Raw genomic sequence first — 15280 nt, forward strand, 5'->3', positions numbered from 1 at the left:
AAAGGGCTTAGAACAGTTATTTATGGGAAACGGTAAAAATAAAATTATAAATTATTATTATTTTAGCATAGTGTAAAATGATTCAAAGTTTACAATTACAATAAGTATACTAAGATTAAACAATTATCCTAGATAATGTGCGAAGAAGCATTGAGAACTTCTAAGGGAATAAATGACTTTGTGATTAAAATCACAGTTTTACTTGGCATAAATATAGTAGTATACTTTTGTATAAGAGTATGAAATTAGCAAAAAATACTACTTAATTATTGGGGTGATTGTAATGAATGATTTAAAAGAGCAACTAATTAAAGACATTGAGAATTTTAGAATTATAGGTCATAAGTTTTTAAATGGTGAGATAAATAGAGCTGAATTTAAGAAGACTTCAGGTGGAATGGGTGTATATTCTCATAGAAGTGGAACAGAATTCATGGTAAGATTAAGAACCTTTTCAGGAGTTCTATCAAAGGATAGATTAAAATTTATTTATGGTTTAGCAGAACAATACAATCTTGAAGGAGTACATCTTACAACTAGACAAGATATACAACTTCATGGATTAGGAATAGATGAAATATATGAGATTATGAAAGCTGCTTTAGAAGAAGGAATACATACTAGAGGCGCAGGTGGCAATTTTCCAAGAAATGTAGCGCTTTCGCCACTTTCAGGAGTTAATCCTAAGGAAGCCTTTGATGTAACCCCATATGCTATAAGGGTTAATGAACATTTCTTAAGTAAGATAACAAGCTACAAACTGCCTAGAAAGTTAAAGGTGGCTTTTGCTAGTAGCAATGAAGATGAGGCTCATGCTACTGTTACAGATTTAGGATTCTTAGCAGTAAAGGAAAATGAAAAAGAATATTTTAAACTTTACTTAGGTGGTGGACTTGGAAGAAACCCAAAGGTTGGCATAGAATATGATGAATTAGTAGAGCCAAAGGATGTATTATATCATGTAGAAGCAATGACAAGCTTATTTATTGCTGAAGGTGATTATGAGAATCATGGTAAGGCTCGTATTAGATATATAGTTGAGAGAATGGGAGCAGAAGCTTTTATTGAATGCTATAAGAAGCATTTAGAGAAGGTTAAGATAGAGCAAAACTTAAGTTTAGAGATAGCTGATAAAAAAGTTGTGAAACAAGGCATCAAAACTAATTTAGTTAGCAATAGGCTTTTTGAACAAAAGGTTGAAGGGCTTTACAGTGTATATTTCCATCCTATAGGAGGTCAATTAAAGCTATCTGTATTAAAGATGCTTTTAGAAGAAATAAGTTCCATTGAAGAAGCTGAAGTAAGACTTACAATGAATGAAGGCTTATACATAACCAACCTTAACGGGGAAGAAGCTGAAAGATTAATAAAGCTTACAAAAACTCTAGGTGGAGAAACTAGATTAGAACAGTCAGTAGCTTGTATAGGCGTACCTACTTGCCAAATAGGCGTGCTAAACGGCCAAAAGACACTTCAAGAGATAATAAGCAAGTTCAAAGAAGAAAATATAATAGAAGATATACTGCCAAGAGTTCATATATCAGGCTGTGCTAATTCTTGTGGAGTGCATGAAGTTGGAGCTATAGGCTTCTTTGGAAAGCTTAAGAGGGTAAATAATGTATCAAGCAATGTTTTTGAGCTACATGTAAAAGGGAAATTAGGTAAAGACGTTACAAGACTTGGAGCCTCTTACGGAGATATTCTTCAAGATCAGGTACCTCAGTTCTTACTTGAATTAGCAAGAACTATAAAAACTGAGAAAGTTGAGTTTATAGATTGGCTTGAAAGTCATGAAACAGAGTTTAAAGAGCTAGTTGGTAAGTTTGCTGTTTAAAGTATTTGTTGATATATACAAATCTATATTAAAGATAAAAATTCATGCATGTTATAGCCATGTATGAATTTTTGCTTTTTGGGAAGTTGCAATTTATGTATTGGACAGTGCTTATGGATAAATAACCTCTTAAAATATGAGAAGGAGTTACTTAACTAACGTTGAATTTATATCATTAGCTAACTTAAGCAGGTCATTACAGGTATAAAGTTACAACTATTAATTTACGAATGCCTGATGATCCTCAGAACTCGGTATCATAGAGCATGTATAAATTGAGTTTTCATAAAGGATAACTATGGATTGGAGGCACATATGTGAATATAAAATTTGACTATTCAGCATTAAACAGCTCTCTTAAGATATTTGAAAAAATAGAAAAAAACATAGTAATAACAGAGGATGAATTTAATAGCTATTTAGAAGAAGAAGGAATTAAGTTTTTAAATAAGCATATTTGTCATTATGGTGGAAGTAAGCTTAATAATGCTGCACTGATAAAGTTTTTTGCTTCAGCAATAAAAAATCCAAAATTAGAAAGCTCCGATAATATAATATTGAAGACCATTAAGCAAGGGCTTTTTAGATTTAGCTATGCTAAAGAAACGCTTACAACATTGAATCTTAATCAAATAGCAGATAACTCTATTAAAATGGCTAATAAGTTTTTGCCAAAACCTATTGATGATGATTCCAATATTAGTATTTATTTTTTGTATGGAATAAGAGGAACATCTATAATGCTTAATGACAAAATAGCTATTGATTTATGTGATGAAGTTTTGTGGGATAAAGATAAAATTAATTCGGAGTATTTGACTAGAATAATTGCTCATGAGGTACATCATGTAGGTACAGATAAACATTTTAAAGCAGTGATAGATAATATAAATTCAGACAGAGAAAAAGACAGATGTAGGTTATTATGTGAGCTTCTTTCAGAAGGAAGCGCAATGTATTACTTGAATAATCCACAAGAGTTTTCCACTTTCAAGAGTATCCAATGGCAGAGTAATGATGAAAATATAATGTCAATATTATCTGAGATAGGGTTAATAATAGATAAAGTAGTAGCAGGAAAGCTACCATTAGATGAACAATTAGAGTCTCTTTTTGGAGAAGGCCTTAAGGGATATTCGGCTGGTTACCATATGGTGGAGCTTATTGATATAAATTTTGGAGTAAATGCCGTACTTGAATGCATTTTAAATATAGATATATTCATGGAATACTATCATAGAGCTAAGCAATCTATTAGTGGGATGTAAGCTTATTTTTACTGTTAATGAAAGTATAAAACTTTTTGTTATCTAAAACTAGTAATATAAAGGTTTTAGAACAGCTATTTAGGGTGAACAGTAAAAACCCAAGGATATAAGTTCATTAATTCATATCCGAGGGATTTGTAATTAATCAAAATTAATATTTAACTTCGTACTTTGTATGAGATACTGGATTCACATAAAGTACGAAGTCTAAGTTATACTGCTAGTTTTTGCTTAAATTTAAATATTTCTTCAGCAGCTTTTCTATAGCCACCTGAATGTTCAAAGGATTGGCTTATCTTCTTTATATTTTCATAATAACTTGGATCAATCAATACCTTATTAACGGCCTTCTTTAAATCTTCCACTGATAGCTTGTCTACATCCAGCTTAATTGCTGCACCTAGTTCAGCGGCTCTTGATGCCATGTAAGGCTGATCAGCACCAAAGGGAATCGCAACAAAAGGAACATTATTATATATTAAATCACTGGTGCTATTCATTCCAGCATGGGTTATGGCAACATTAGTATACTTAAGTATTGCTGATTGAGGTACATAGTTCTTAACTATGAAGTTGTCTGGAATGGAAAAGTTTGAGGTGTCAACATTGTAAGCAGTCATAACTACCACTGCATCAATATTGCCAAAAGCTTCGAAGAATAAATCATATACCTTTAGATCAGCAGCACTAAAAACTGTACCTAAAGATATATAGATAACCTTTTTACCTTCCAACTTATCAAAAGGAAAATCCAGATCTTCTTTTCTATCATATATAGGAGGTCCAATGAATCTAAAAGTATCGTCATAATACTCAGGATGAGCTACAAAGTACTCAGAGGTATAGGCTATATTTAGGTCACCCTTATTAAAGAATAGTTCTATTAATGACGGAATTGTTATACCATAGGTGTTCTTTAGATTAGTTGCAAACTTATTGTAAGTATCCATTACAGGGTGATCTTTTAGTAAGCCTTTATCAAATTTATTGTCAGGTATAAGCTCTTTAGGAGTAGCAAATATGGCGAAGGATGATACTGAAGGGATCCCTAGAATTTGTGCTATAATTTTTCCATAAGGGAAAGACGCACCATACACCATGTAGTCAAAATGAGTATCAGATATTTCTTCTAAAAAATCCTTTATAAAGCTTTCGCTGGATTGGAGAGTAGTGTTTATAAGGTTAAGCATTTGTTCTATGCTCTTGTGCTTATTAGTGACACCAGGATTGGGGCGTTTAAACACATCAGCTTTTAACTCTTTATAAGTAGCACCGGTTTTCTCTATTCTTTCCTTGAATTCATCATAGGAATAATAGATGACCTCTTCTCCATTCTTTATTAATTCTGACACCAGTCCTAAGGTAGGATTTACGTGGCCATGACCACGAACATTTAAAAATAGTACTTTTGACATTTTATCACTTCCTACAAATTAATTTTAATTAATGTTATATTTTTATTTTTATGAATTTTAATAAAAGTACTTTTTTTAGAGTTTCTGTATGGAAACTTAATTTATATTTGTTCGCCAATCAACTTTTTTGAGTATTTTTGGACATATATAAATTAATAGTTGAAATTGGCTCCCTATAGGAATTTTATAATTGTACCTCTTAATTTCGAAGTTATTTCTTAAAGTTCCTATGGGGGTCAAAGGAAAAGTTAAAGATTTAAATTCAACAATGTAAGAGGTACGATTATATATTTCTTAAGAATAGTTTACTACTTTTTTTATAAATGTCAATTAGTTGAAATAAATGAAACTTATAGAAGATTACGCGGTTAACATGAAAAATAAAAAAATAATGAACTTATTTTTATCTCAATTGTCTTATTAGTATAGGGGTTAGGGGGGAAGTAGATTTGGATGAGTTAGAACTTATCAAAAGGGCTAAGGCTGGCGATGACAGCGCCTTAAACTTTTTATTTCAGCAAAATTATAAGAAGCTCTATGGATTTTTGATAAAGCTAACTGGAGATGTTTATTTATCAGAAGATTTACTTCAAGAGACTCTTATGAAGGCAATGACCAACATAAAAGACTACAGAGGAGAATGTAAGTTTTTAAGCTGGCTTATAAGGATTGCATTAAACCTATATAAAAATTACTTGAAGAGACAAAAAATTATAGAGTTTAGTTCTATTGAAAACTACTCAATTGTATCAGATGTAAAGGAAATAGATGAGCGGGTATATGAAAAAATACAAGTTGAAAATGCACTTAAAGAGCTTCAAAAGCTGAGTTATGAAAAGAGAGTTTCATTTATATTAAAGCATTATTACGGATATAGCTTAGAAGAGATAAGCAATATTATGAATTGTGCAGAAGGAACGGTAAAGTCTAGAATTCATAACACAATAAAAACTCTAAAGAGTTTATTAGGCGAGAAGGAGTGATTAGGTATGAGTAATATAGATAAAGCTTCAGAAGATAACAATCTTAAAAAACTTAAAATTTTAGAAGATGACTATTTGGAGGACGTAGGGCTTATAAAAGAAATAGATACTTTGAGTTTGATAACAAATACAAGGCGTAAAAAGCAGTTTAGAAACTGGTGGCAAGATGTTTTATATACTATTATGGTTCCTTCTATAGCTATTATGCAAATACTTACTGGAATTAAGTTTGGTGTATTAAATGTAATAATTCTTAACAGCATATTATCGGCGCCTGTAGCATTACTGGCTTTATTGATATTATATAAAAAGAATAGAAGGGGGGTAAGAGTATGAGTTCTATAGATATTCTTATAATGCTTGGGGTATTTATATCTATAATTATATGGGGAGGCCAATCTTTATGGATATATCTTGACGCAAGAATGAGAAGAGATAGGTTTGCAATCCTTTGGGCGCTACTTGCCATGTGCAGTATGCCTATAACCCTTATAGTATATATAATAGTTACTCGAAGCACTGAAATAAGATGTAAATCATGTGGAGCAGTTGTGGAAAAAGGAACGGAAATTTGCACTAACTGTGGAAAAACTTTAGGGAAACACTGTAACGGTTGTGGAGGCTTTATGGAGGATGATTGGAACTATTGTCCTAAATGTAAAGCTAAGTACTAAAATAAATTTTACTTGAAAGGGGAAGAAGTATTATGGAGGTTTTTAGAAAGTATAAAAAGGTTTGGATTATTTTTATCATAATAGCTATGCTTGTAGCTTTGGGAGCAACTGTCCTAGTGAGATTTATTATAGGTAAGTCTGGAAGTATTGATACCTTTAGTGAAAGGGCAGCTATTGAGTACAATACAGGCAGTAAGTGGAATGAAAGTTATAGCTATCTTAATGGAACTAAGAGCAATAAGGTTAAATTAAAAAAGGACCAAATACTAAATATAGAATATTCTTCTGCAGTGAAAGAAGGTTCTCTGAAGATACTTTTACAAGATGCTGATGGAAATACTATAGCTAATCTATTGGATGACTCAAGTGGTTTGTTTAAATATAAGGCAGAGAAAGATGGACGTTATATTATTAAAGTAGTAGGAGATAAGACAGAGGGCGAATTTAATCTAAAGTGGGAAATAAAATAAACAGTAAAATTAGATATACTTTTGATTTGTATTGTTTAGCATAGTTAGGTTATGTATAATAATAGCTAATAATAAAAATAAATTGCGCTTAAGACATGTCTTAAGCGCATTTATCCTATTTGAAAGGAAGAGAAGCTAAATGTGCCCAATTACTAAGGAACAGATAAATATTCTTGTTGTAGACGATGAAGTAAGTATTATAAATTTCATAAAGATGGGATTGGAAGCAGAAGGCTATAAGGTATATGAGGCTTATGATGGTAACGAAGCTATAGATCTAGCTCAGAAGATAAATCCACATATAGTAATACTGGATGTTATGCTTCCAGGAATGGATGGCTATGAGGTATGCACTAGAATAAAAAAGTTGATAAAAACCTCTATCATTATGTTAACCGCCAAGGATGAAGTTGATGATTTGGTTAAGGGGTTAGACATAGGTGCAGATGACTATATGTCAAAGCCTTTTAGCTTTAAGGAACTATTGGCGAGAATCAATGCTAGAGTGAGAAATAGTTTTCCTGAATTAAGTGAGGTTATTAATATAGGTGACTTTAAAGTAGATGATGGAGCTCATGAGATAACTTATAAGGATAAGCTACTGGATTTACCACCAACTCAATACAACTTACTAAGATTTTTACTTGTAAATAACGGATTAGTATTGAGTAAATCTCAAATATTAGAAAAAGTTTGGGGGTATGACTTTAGTGGTGATGAAAATATTGTTGAGGTATATATAAGATATCTTAGAGATAAGATTGAAGACAAAGAACATAATATAATAAAAACTGTACGCGGAGTAGGATATAAGGTGGTAGTCTAGATGAAGGTTTTTAAGAAAGCTAAAAAGACAAGAGGGCTTCAGTGGCAGATATTTTCTAGGTTCTTTATTTTATTAATAGTACTGCTATTTATAATGGGGCTATCACAGTATTTTAGTATGCGAGAATACTTATGCAGAAGTAAGGGACAGGGATTACAGGATAAGTTCCATAATATAGACTTCAAGGTATTAAGTCAGATGGAAAAAGTGGATAAAAGTAATGATGTACTTGAAAATATAACTAACAATTTGGTAGACAGAGCTACCAATGCAATTGTCATAGATAAGTCTGGCGATGTGGTTTACAAGGTTGAGAAGAAGGAGGAGGAACCACTAGCTTCCGATGAGTCTGAACTAAAGATTATAAAGGAGAAAGAAAAGCGTAAATTTACTTTTGGTAATCCTAATCTATCAACAAATGAATATAAAGCTTTACTAAGAGAGTCAGGAAATTTAGAAAAAGATTATAGACTGATGAAAACTGACGATGGTACTTTATTGCTTGTAGTGTGGAGAAAGATAGGTGATATGAAGCAGCCTTCTGGACTTATCCAATTATGTACTCCAATAAATGATGTGGGAGAAATACTAGAGAGGCAGCTTTCTATATATATAGGAGGAGCTTTCTGTATATTAATCCTCGGTGGAATACTTGGAAGTACTATCTTTAAACAAACCTTAGTGCCTCTTCATAATATGACCAATACTGTTGAGCAGATAGATGTAAAAGAACTTCACACAAGGATTCCTGAAGATAATGGAATGAGGGAGATAGATAGGTTATCACATTCTTTTAATAATATGCTTGAAAGAATCGAAATCTCCTTTGAGCAGGAGCAGTATATAAAAGAGAAGATGAGACAATTTGTTTCAGATGCGTCCCATGAATTAAGAACACCTTTAACCTCTATTCATGGATTTGTAGAGATTCTCTTAAGGGGAGCTGCAAAAAATGAACAACAGCTTAATTTAGCTTTAAATAGTATATTGCTTGAAAGCGATAGGCTTACCAAACTGGTCAATGATTTGTTGATGTTAAGTAAGCTCGATCAAAATATTAAGGTTGAGATGAACAATGAAGATCTAAAGATTGTTGTAGAAGAAATATATCCTCAGCTTCAGGTTTTGAGCGGAGATAGAAGTTTAAACTTGAATCTGGCTAAAGATTTAACAGTGAGTATAAATAGAAATCAGATTAAGCAGGTTATATATAATTTGACTCAAAATGCAGTACTCCACACAGACAAGCAAAATGGTAAGATATCAATATCCTCATATATAGAAAAAGTCAATGGTGAAGACTTTGCTGTTTTAAAGATTGCTGACAATGGAACAGGAATAGAAAAGGAGCACCTAAGTAAAATTTACGATAGATTCTTTAGAAGTGATACTCATAGATCTAGAGAACAAGGTGGATACGGTCTAGGACTTTCTATAGTTAGAGGTATAATAGATTCTCACAACGGCAAGATAGAGGTAGAAAGTGAAGTTGGTGTTGGATCAACCTTTAGTGTGTATCTGAAATTGGTTTAGAGATAATTTTGAAGTTAAAGAATAACTATCAATATTTTCTTTCGAATATAAAACTTTATATGGATTTGTTGCAAAAAGACTCTAATGGCATGTTCATTAGAGTTTTTTGCTATAAATTTTGCTTTAAGCTTTGATACATATATTACTTCAAACATATATGCCATTTTTAATGAACTTCATATTTTAAAAGTAAATTGTTAAATTTTAAATTAGTTAACCAATTTCTCAGCAAATTCTCAGTTTATATTAATGTTCTGCTCAGTTTTACTCAGTATAATTTTAATATAAGTTAATAAACCACTAAGATAGTACATTTAGATTGCGCATTACATTGATAATATTTGAAATTAATATTAAGAATCAATACTTTAGATAAAAGGTGAGGTGGTTATAATGGGTGAACTTATAAATTTATTAGGGGGACTTACTATATTAGTGGTGTTCGGAACCTTAATAGTTATATTTGTAACAGGCGAAAAGCATAAAACACCTATGATAAGGAATAGTTTTGGATTAGGTACACTCATACACCTAAGGGCTTACGGAGGGAAAAATGAGATAGCGATAGATGAGGCAATCAAGCTAATAAATGAAATAGATAATAAGATGTCGGCTTTTAAAGAGTCTAGTGATATATGCAGGATAAACTTTAAGGCAGGATTGGAAGCTGAGATTGTAAGTAAAGAAACATTTTATGTTTTAGAGAAGGCTAAAGAATACAGCAAACTGACTGAAGGTACCTTTGATCCAACTATAAGACCTTTAGTTGAACTATGGAATTTAGGTGGAAAGCAAGGCCATATACCTAGCAAGGAAGACATAGAAGAAAAATTAAAGCTTATAAATTATAAGGACATAATACTTGATAAAGAAAAATTGTCAGTTAAGCTTAAAAATAATAATCAAAAGTTAGACCTTGGAGGTATAGCAAAAGGCTATGCAGCAGATAGGGTTAGAGATGTACTAAAAAAGTATAAGGTTAAAAGTGCTTTAATTGATTTGGGTGGAAACATCTACGTCTTAGGAAATAAAGAAAGTGGAGAGAAGTGGAATATAGGAATACAGAATCCCTTCAAGGAACGAGGCCAGTATGTTGGAGTACTAAGCCTATCAAATAAATCTATAGTTACCTCTGGTAACTACGAGAAATACTTTATTTCTGAAGGTAAGAGATATCATCATATATTAGATGCTAAAACTGGTTTTCCATCTGAAAGCGAAATTGTAAGTGCAACAATAATTTCAGATGATTCAATAGATGGAGATGGCTTATCAACAGGTATTTATATTTTAGGTGTGGAAAAGTCATTAGAAATTTTAGAAGCTGTGGATGGAATTGATGGAGTGCTTATAACCAGGGACAAAAAAGTATATGTTACTTCTGGTATAAAAAAGTCTTTAGTTTTAACAGATCAAGAGTTTGCATATGAAGAAATCTAAGTTTTGCCCAGAGACTAGATTTATAAAAGTAAAGAACTATTGAAGCGCAAGGAAAGTGTTAAAGGTGGAGCGTTCATAGGGGGATGAAGTTAAGTGTTAGTCACAAGCTGCTTTAATTAAGTATCCCAAATAATTAATAAATTTTGCTAACTTAGGAGGAGTCACAAATATGGCTAAAAAGATTAAGAAAATTCAAATCGCAAGACATATAGTACAATTGATAATGTTTATACTTTTACCTGGTCTTTATACCTTGACTTTCAGTGAGGTTAAAAATGTATATAAGATGATAGCCAGTGGAAACTTTCATTTTATTAGAGCTATTCCTGCTCTAAGTGAATTTATTATAGTAATGCTTCTTACAGTTCTTATGGGAAGATTCTTTTGCGGTTGGTTTTGTGCCTTCGGAACCTACAACGATTGGATTCATTTAATATCAAAACATGTTTTTAAGATAAAGTTTAAGGTCAATGAAAGAGTAGATTCGGTACTAAAGTATGTAAAGTATGTTATCTTACTAATGCTGTTAATAGTCACATGTACACTAGGAAGCAATATACTAGAAGGAACAAGTCCTTGGGATGCTTTTGCACAGATAACTGATTTCAAAACTGTTATGACTACTTTGACCATTGGGCTTATTTTGCTAGTGTTGATAACAATAGGAGCATTATTTGTAGAAAGATTTTTCTGTAGATATCTATGTCCTTTAGGAGCAGTATTCTCTATAGTTTCAAAAATAAGCATTTTAAAGATAAACAAGCCTACTGAGAAATGTGGAAAATGCAGAGCTTGCACTAGCGTATGTTCTATGGGAATACCTCTATATAAGAAGGAAAGTGTTAAAGGCGGAGAGTGTATAGAATGCTTAAAATGTATAGAAATATGTCCAAGAAAGAATACAACAGTAAACATAGCAGGCGAAGACTTAAATCCAGCTTTAGCTAGTTCTGTAGCAATAGCTACCTTTGCAGGAGTTTATGGTATAACCAATCTTACAAGTGCAGTTTTAACTAAGGCTGGCATATCATCTGCTAGCAGTATAACTAGTGGAACAAATGCAAATTCTACAAAGTATAAGGATGGAACTTATACTGGTAGTGGTACAGGCTTTAGAGGAGGCACTACAACAGTTTCCGTAACAATAAAAAATGGACAGATAACTAATATAGAAACTGTTTCCTCAGAAGATACTCCAAATTTCTATAATAGAGCTTCAGGTACTGTTATAAACAACATAATATCTTCTCAGTCAACTAGTGTTGATACTGTTTCAGGGGCAACCTTCTCAAGCAATGGTATAATAAGTGCTGTTCAAGATGCTTTAAATAAAGCACAGGGAACTTCAAGTTCTTCAAATGAAGACAGCCAGAGCAGCAGTGATGAAAATTCGGTTAACCAGGACTCAAACGGTACATCTGCTTTATCGGATAGCAATTCTAATTCTAACAATCAAAGTGCTGCTGGTACAAAGGAAGACTCACAAAACAGTGATTCAAAAAACAACACTGCTGAAGATGAAAACTCTCAAGCTACACAAAATAGTCAAACAAATAATGGCACAACTAATAGTTCAAGTAACAATTCAAGTAAATCTAATAATGGAAGTGCTTCATCAAGTACAACTTCAGTTAAATATAAAGATGGTACTTATACAGGAACTGGAACAGGGTTTAGAAGAGGGACAACTGAAATGTCTGTTACTATAAAAGATGGAAAGATAGCTAAAGTAGAAACTGTATCTTCTCAAGATACACCTAACTACTACAATTATGCAGAAAGTACTATAACAAGTGAAATAGTTTTAGCACAAGCAACAAATGTTGATACAGTTTCAGGAGCAACCTTCAGTAGTAGAGGAATTATTGAAGCAGTTCAGAATGCATTAAGCAAGGCAAAATAATATTAAATTCAAACCACTATATTTTTATAGCAGATACCCCTTACTAGGAAATCTTCACATACCTTTAAAAAAGGAAGCTATGCAAAAAAGAGGCTGCTGCATTAACTACTTAATGCAGTAGCCTCTTTAATTTTAGACTATGCTTAATGATATTGTTGAAATTAAGTGGTCATGAAGGAGATGCTATATGACAAAATCATATTAATTCTTTGCGCAAGCTCATCAAAGCATTGGATGACTGACCACTTAATTTCAAAACAGTACTTTAACAGAACCGATTTTATACAGAGTTTGTTCTTTTAAAACAGCTATCTATGTGGTCATCAATTATTCCTACAGCTTGTAGGTAGGAATACACTATTGTTGTGCCTAAGAATTTAAAGCCTCTCTTTTTTAGGTCTTTACTTATCTTATCAGAAAGCTCAGTGCTGGCAGGTGCTTCTGATAGGTCTTTCCAGTTATTTATTATCTGCTTATTGTCAACAAAGCTCCATATGTAGTTATCAAAACTTCCGTACTCATCTTGAAGTTTTAAGAATTCTTTAGCGTTTCCTATAGAAGCATCGATTTTTCTTCTATTTCTCACTATTCCAGGGTTAGCTAATAAAGCTTTTATTTTTTCTTCATCATATTGAGAAATTTTAATTGGATCAAAGTTGTCGTAAGCTTCTCTGTAATTTTCTCTTTTTCTAAGTATAGTAATCCAACTTAAACCTGCCTGAGCGGATTCAAGCACTAAGAATTCGAAATGTTTTCTATCATCATGAACTGGAACCCCCCACTCTTCATCATGATATTTTACATATAGTTCATAGTTTCCACACCAAGGACATCTATTCATATAAACACTCCCTATAATTTATTAAATACCATAGATATACCACTTTGTATAGGGTTCTATTACGAAAACTTAAGTTATGAATGTTCGAAAATCATGGCTTTTGAGGATTTTTGCGGCATGTATAACTTGATAGTTGAAGTTGGAACTCTATAATAAAATTTATATTTGCAAGTTCTCATCTCAGAATTCAGAGTAGTTTTCAAAATAGATTTAGAATCCAAGTGGTACATCTTTATTATTGTATCATATTTATTCTTTTACTAACTAATGATATAATCTGATGTGAAAATTAAGCCTTAAGATATTTGGAGGATTTCAAATTGGAAGAGAATTTTAATACAATAGATGAAGAAAAAAAGGTAGTTATAGATAGTAACGAAGAGATATGGAACAAAGAAACCTATGATGCTTGGGTAAATAGATTTGGTACACCAGAAGAAGCTGCAGCTAGGATAAAGAAGAATCCAGAAGCAGTTCTTTCAATATTATATAGTAAGCTCGGAGATGTAAAAGGCAAGAGAATAATGAATCTTATGGGTTCTAATGGTAACAAAGCTGTAGCGTTGGCATTGCTTGGAGCAGAAGTGACAGTAGTTGATTTTTCAGAAGGAAATAAGAACTATGCCTTGGAGCTTGCAAAAGCAGCTGATGTTAAAATTGATTACATAGTATCAGATGTATTGAAGCTGCCGAAGGAGAAAGTAAGGGGAGACTATGATATAGTATTTGCTGAGATGGGTATAATACATTACTTCACAGACTTAGCTCCCTTCATGAAGCTTATGTATGAACTTCTTTCTAACAAAGGTATTGCTTTATTAAGAGATTTTCACCCTGTTTCAACCAAACTTATAAGCTCTAGAGGTTCAACTGCAAAAGTGAGAAAGCATAAGGTAACAGGAGATTATTTTGATACTTCTCTTGAAGAAAAAGATGTTTCATACTTTAAGTATTCAGAAGATGATGTACCTAAGAAGGTATTTCTAAGAAAATGGACTCTAGGAGAGGTAGTTACCAGTGTTGCAAATTCAGGACTGGTTATAAAGAGCCTAGATGAAGAACCTAACTTATCCTCAGAGGTTTTTGACAAGGGTATTCCTAAAACCTTCACAGTGATGGCTGAAAAATTGTAGTGGACGAGGGACACGGGGACGGAGCTTTTGTCCCAGCGAGCTTTTGGCCCAGTAGTAGTCATAAATTTTGGAAAGCTAAATAACTTATATAATCCACAAGATTCATAAGGTAGATAATTTTTCACTTTAAATTATAGTTTAATAGGGTAAGTACAATCACTTCGTAATAAAGATTATATTTGTATAATAGGTAATACTGATAATATAAAAAACAATTATGGTAGGTGTGAGGGTTATGATAGATTTAGTTGTAGTAAGGCATGGGCAATCTGGGGCTGATTTAGAGAACAAACATGAGGGAAGAGCAGATTTTCAGTTAACAACCTTAGGAGTACAGCAAGCAGAGAAGGCTGCAAAATGGTTGAAAGATAAAATTACTTTTGATTACATATTTAGTAGTCCACTAAAAAGAGCTTCAGTAACTGCTGAAATAATTGCCCAGAGATTTAATATAAAAGTTCTTTATGATGATTTGCTTATGGAATATAACAATGGAGTTTTGGCTGGATTAGATAGAGAAGATGCTGAAAGATTATATCCTCTGCCTAAGGGCGGAAGAAAGTACTATGATAGAATAGAAGCTGGAGAGTCAGCTATAGAGCTTAGAGCAAGAGCAGAAGAGTTTTTAGCTAGATTAATAGATGCTTTATCAGAAACACAAGAGGATAAAAGAGTTCTTATAGTAGCTCATGGAGGAATAATAAATATGCTGTTTAATAGCTTTTTAAATCTTCCTATAAGCAGTAACGTGATAGTTAATACTGGAGATACTGGTATCCATTTTTGGAGAATAAGAGGAAAGGAAAGAATAATCCTAAAATCTAATATTCAAGAACACTTATTGTAGCTAAAAGATAAACGCTATAACTTAAAATTGATAGTGTGAAAATTATAAAAGATGAATGACTAAATTAATGAGTTTTAAGAAATCGAGGGGTCAGCTCTGTTTTTAAAATTACT

Annotated in this window: 14 protein-coding genes; 12 read left to right on the plus strand and 2 right to left on the minus strand. The window is 32.3% G+C overall.

What is annotated here, in order from left to right; genetic code table 11:
• The first annotated feature begins 283 nt into the window (after nt 1–283).
• Both C1I91_RS04130 and C1I91_RS04135 read left to right on the plus strand, forming a co-directional pair.
• The gene (locus C1I91_RS04130; RefSeq protein WP_128211390.1) at nt 284–1834 is read left to right on the plus strand and encodes a nitrite/sulfite reductase; all 1551 of its coding nucleotides are present in this window, start codon (nt 284–286) and stop codon (nt 1832–1834) included.
• A gap of 317 nt (nt 1835–2151) precedes the next feature.
• Entirely contained in the window at nt 2152–3102 is a 951-nt protein-coding gene (locus tag C1I91_RS04135; RefSeq protein WP_128211392.1) for a DUF5700 domain-containing putative Zn-dependent protease, read from the plus strand.
• Between the two features lie 212 nt (nt 3103–3314).
• On the opposite strand, the gene C1I91_RS04140 is transcribed toward C1I91_RS04135, so the two are convergent.
• On the minus strand, nt 3315–4517 hold the full coding sequence (locus C1I91_RS04140) for a macrolide family glycosyltransferase (protein ID WP_128211394.1): 1203 nt from the start codon (nt 4515–4517) through the stop codon (nt 3315–3317).
• A 449-nt stretch (nt 4518–4966) separates the two neighbouring features.
• On the opposite strand from C1I91_RS04140, the gene C1I91_RS04145 reads away from it, so the two are divergent.
• From C1I91_RS04145 to C1I91_RS04180, 8 genes are all read left to right on the plus strand, one after another.
• On the plus strand, nt 4967–5500 hold the full coding sequence (locus tag C1I91_RS04145) for a sigma-70 family RNA polymerase sigma factor (RefSeq protein ID WP_128211396.1): 534 nt from the start codon (nt 4967–4969) through the stop codon (nt 5498–5500).
• Between the two features lie 6 nt (nt 5501–5506).
• Nucleotides 5507–5836 carry a hypothetical protein gene (locus tag C1I91_RS04150; protein WP_128211397.1) on the plus strand — a complete coding sequence of 110 codons (330 nt, stop codon included), beginning with the start codon at nt 5507–5509 and terminating at the stop codon, nt 5834–5836.
• Nucleotides 5833–6174, plus strand: a complete 342-nt coding sequence (locus tag C1I91_RS04155) for a zinc ribbon domain-containing protein (protein ID WP_128211399.1) — start codon at nt 5833–5835, stop codon at nt 6172–6174. The genes C1I91_RS04150 and C1I91_RS04155 overlap by 4 nt, the downstream gene beginning before the upstream one ends.
• A gap of 32 nt (nt 6175–6206) precedes the next feature.
• Nucleotides 6207–6644, plus strand: coding sequence for a hypothetical protein (locus tag C1I91_RS04160; RefSeq protein ID WP_128211401.1), 438 nt, complete (start codon nt 6207–6209; stop codon nt 6642–6644).
• Between the two features lie 139 nt (nt 6645–6783).
• A complete protein-coding gene (locus tag C1I91_RS04165; protein ID WP_128211403.1) occupies nt 6784–7470 on the plus strand; it encodes a response regulator transcription factor in 687 nt (228 codons plus the stop codon).
• Complete coding sequence (locus C1I91_RS04170) at nt 7471–9003, plus strand: sensor histidine kinase (RefSeq protein ID WP_128211405.1); 1533 nt, start codon at nt 7471–7473, stop codon at nt 9001–9003.
• A gap of 393 nt (nt 9004–9396) precedes the next feature.
• Nucleotides 9397–10443, plus strand: coding sequence for an FAD:protein FMN transferase (locus C1I91_RS04175; protein ID WP_128211407.1), 1047 nt, complete (start codon nt 9397–9399; stop codon nt 10441–10443).
• A gap of 169 nt (nt 10444–10612) precedes the next feature.
• A complete protein-coding gene (locus tag C1I91_RS04180; protein ID WP_128211409.1) occupies nt 10613–12346 on the plus strand; it encodes an FMN-binding protein in 1734 nt (577 codons plus the stop codon).
• Nucleotides 12347–12626: 280 nt separating this feature from the next.
• Here C1I91_RS04180 and C1I91_RS04185 read toward each other — a convergent pair whose 3' ends face one another.
• Nucleotides 12627–13187, minus strand: coding sequence for a DNA-3-methyladenine glycosylase I (locus tag C1I91_RS04185; protein ID WP_128211411.1), 561 nt, complete (start codon nt 13185–13187; stop codon nt 12627–12629).
• 320 nt (nt 13188–13507) lie between these two features.
• Here C1I91_RS04185 and C1I91_RS04190 point away from each other — a divergent pair, with 320 nt between their 5' ends.
• Together C1I91_RS04190 and C1I91_RS04195 are read left to right on the plus strand one after the other, a co-directional pair.
• Nucleotides 13508–14320 (plus strand): class I SAM-dependent methyltransferase, encoded by an 813-nt coding sequence (locus C1I91_RS04190; protein WP_128211413.1) that lies wholly within the window; start codon nt 13508–13510, stop codon nt 14318–14320.
• Between the two features lie 235 nt (nt 14321–14555).
• Entirely contained in the window at nt 14556–15167 is a 612-nt protein-coding gene (locus C1I91_RS04195; protein WP_128211415.1) for a histidine phosphatase family protein, read from the plus strand.
• The last annotated feature ends 113 nt before the right edge of the window (nt 15168–15280 follow it).

This window comes from Clostridium manihotivorum, from assembly GCF_004015185.1.
In the GTDB taxonomy this organism is placed as follows: Bacteria; Bacillota; Clostridia; order Clostridiales; family Clostridiaceae; genus Clostridium_AR; species Clostridium_AR manihotivorum.

Excerpts from the sequence above, each read along its gene's own strand:
- C1I91_RS04185 (WP_128211411.1), bottom strand. The coding sequence starts at position 13,187 with ATGAATAGATGTCCTTGGTGTGGAAACTATGAACTATATGTAAAATAT.
- C1I91_RS04150 (WP_128211397.1), top strand. The coding sequence starts at position 5,507 with ATGAGTAATATAGATAAAGCTTCAGAAGATAACAATCTTAAAAAACTT.
- C1I91_RS04175 (WP_128211407.1), top strand. The coding sequence starts at position 9,397 with ATGGGTGAACTTATAAATTTATTAGGGGGACTTACTATATTAGTGGTG.
- C1I91_RS04165 (WP_128211403.1), top strand. The coding sequence starts at position 6,784 with ATGTGCCCAATTACTAAGGAACAGATAAATATTCTTGTTGTAGACGAT.
- C1I91_RS04155 (WP_128211399.1), top strand. The coding sequence starts at position 5,833 with ATGAGTTCTATAGATATTCTTATAATGCTTGGGGTATTTATATCTATA.
- C1I91_RS04140 (WP_128211394.1), bottom strand. The coding sequence starts at position 4,517 with ATGTCAAAAGTACTATTTTTAAATGTTCGTGGTCATGGCCACGTAAAT.
- C1I91_RS04195 (WP_128211415.1), top strand. The coding sequence starts at position 14,556 with ATGATAGATTTAGTTGTAGTAAGGCATGGGCAATCTGGGGCTGATTTA.
- C1I91_RS04130 (WP_128211390.1), top strand. The coding sequence starts at position 284 with ATGAATGATTTAAAAGAGCAACTAATTAAAGACATTGAGAATTTTAGA.
- C1I91_RS04180 (WP_128211409.1), top strand. The coding sequence starts at position 10,613 with ATGGCTAAAAAGATTAAGAAAATTCAAATCGCAAGACATATAGTACAA.
- C1I91_RS04160 (WP_128211401.1), top strand. The coding sequence starts at position 6,207 with ATGGAGGTTTTTAGAAAGTATAAAAAGGTTTGGATTATTTTTATCATA.
- C1I91_RS04170 (WP_128211405.1), top strand. The coding sequence starts at position 7,471 with ATGAAGGTTTTTAAGAAAGCTAAAAAGACAAGAGGGCTTCAGTGGCAG.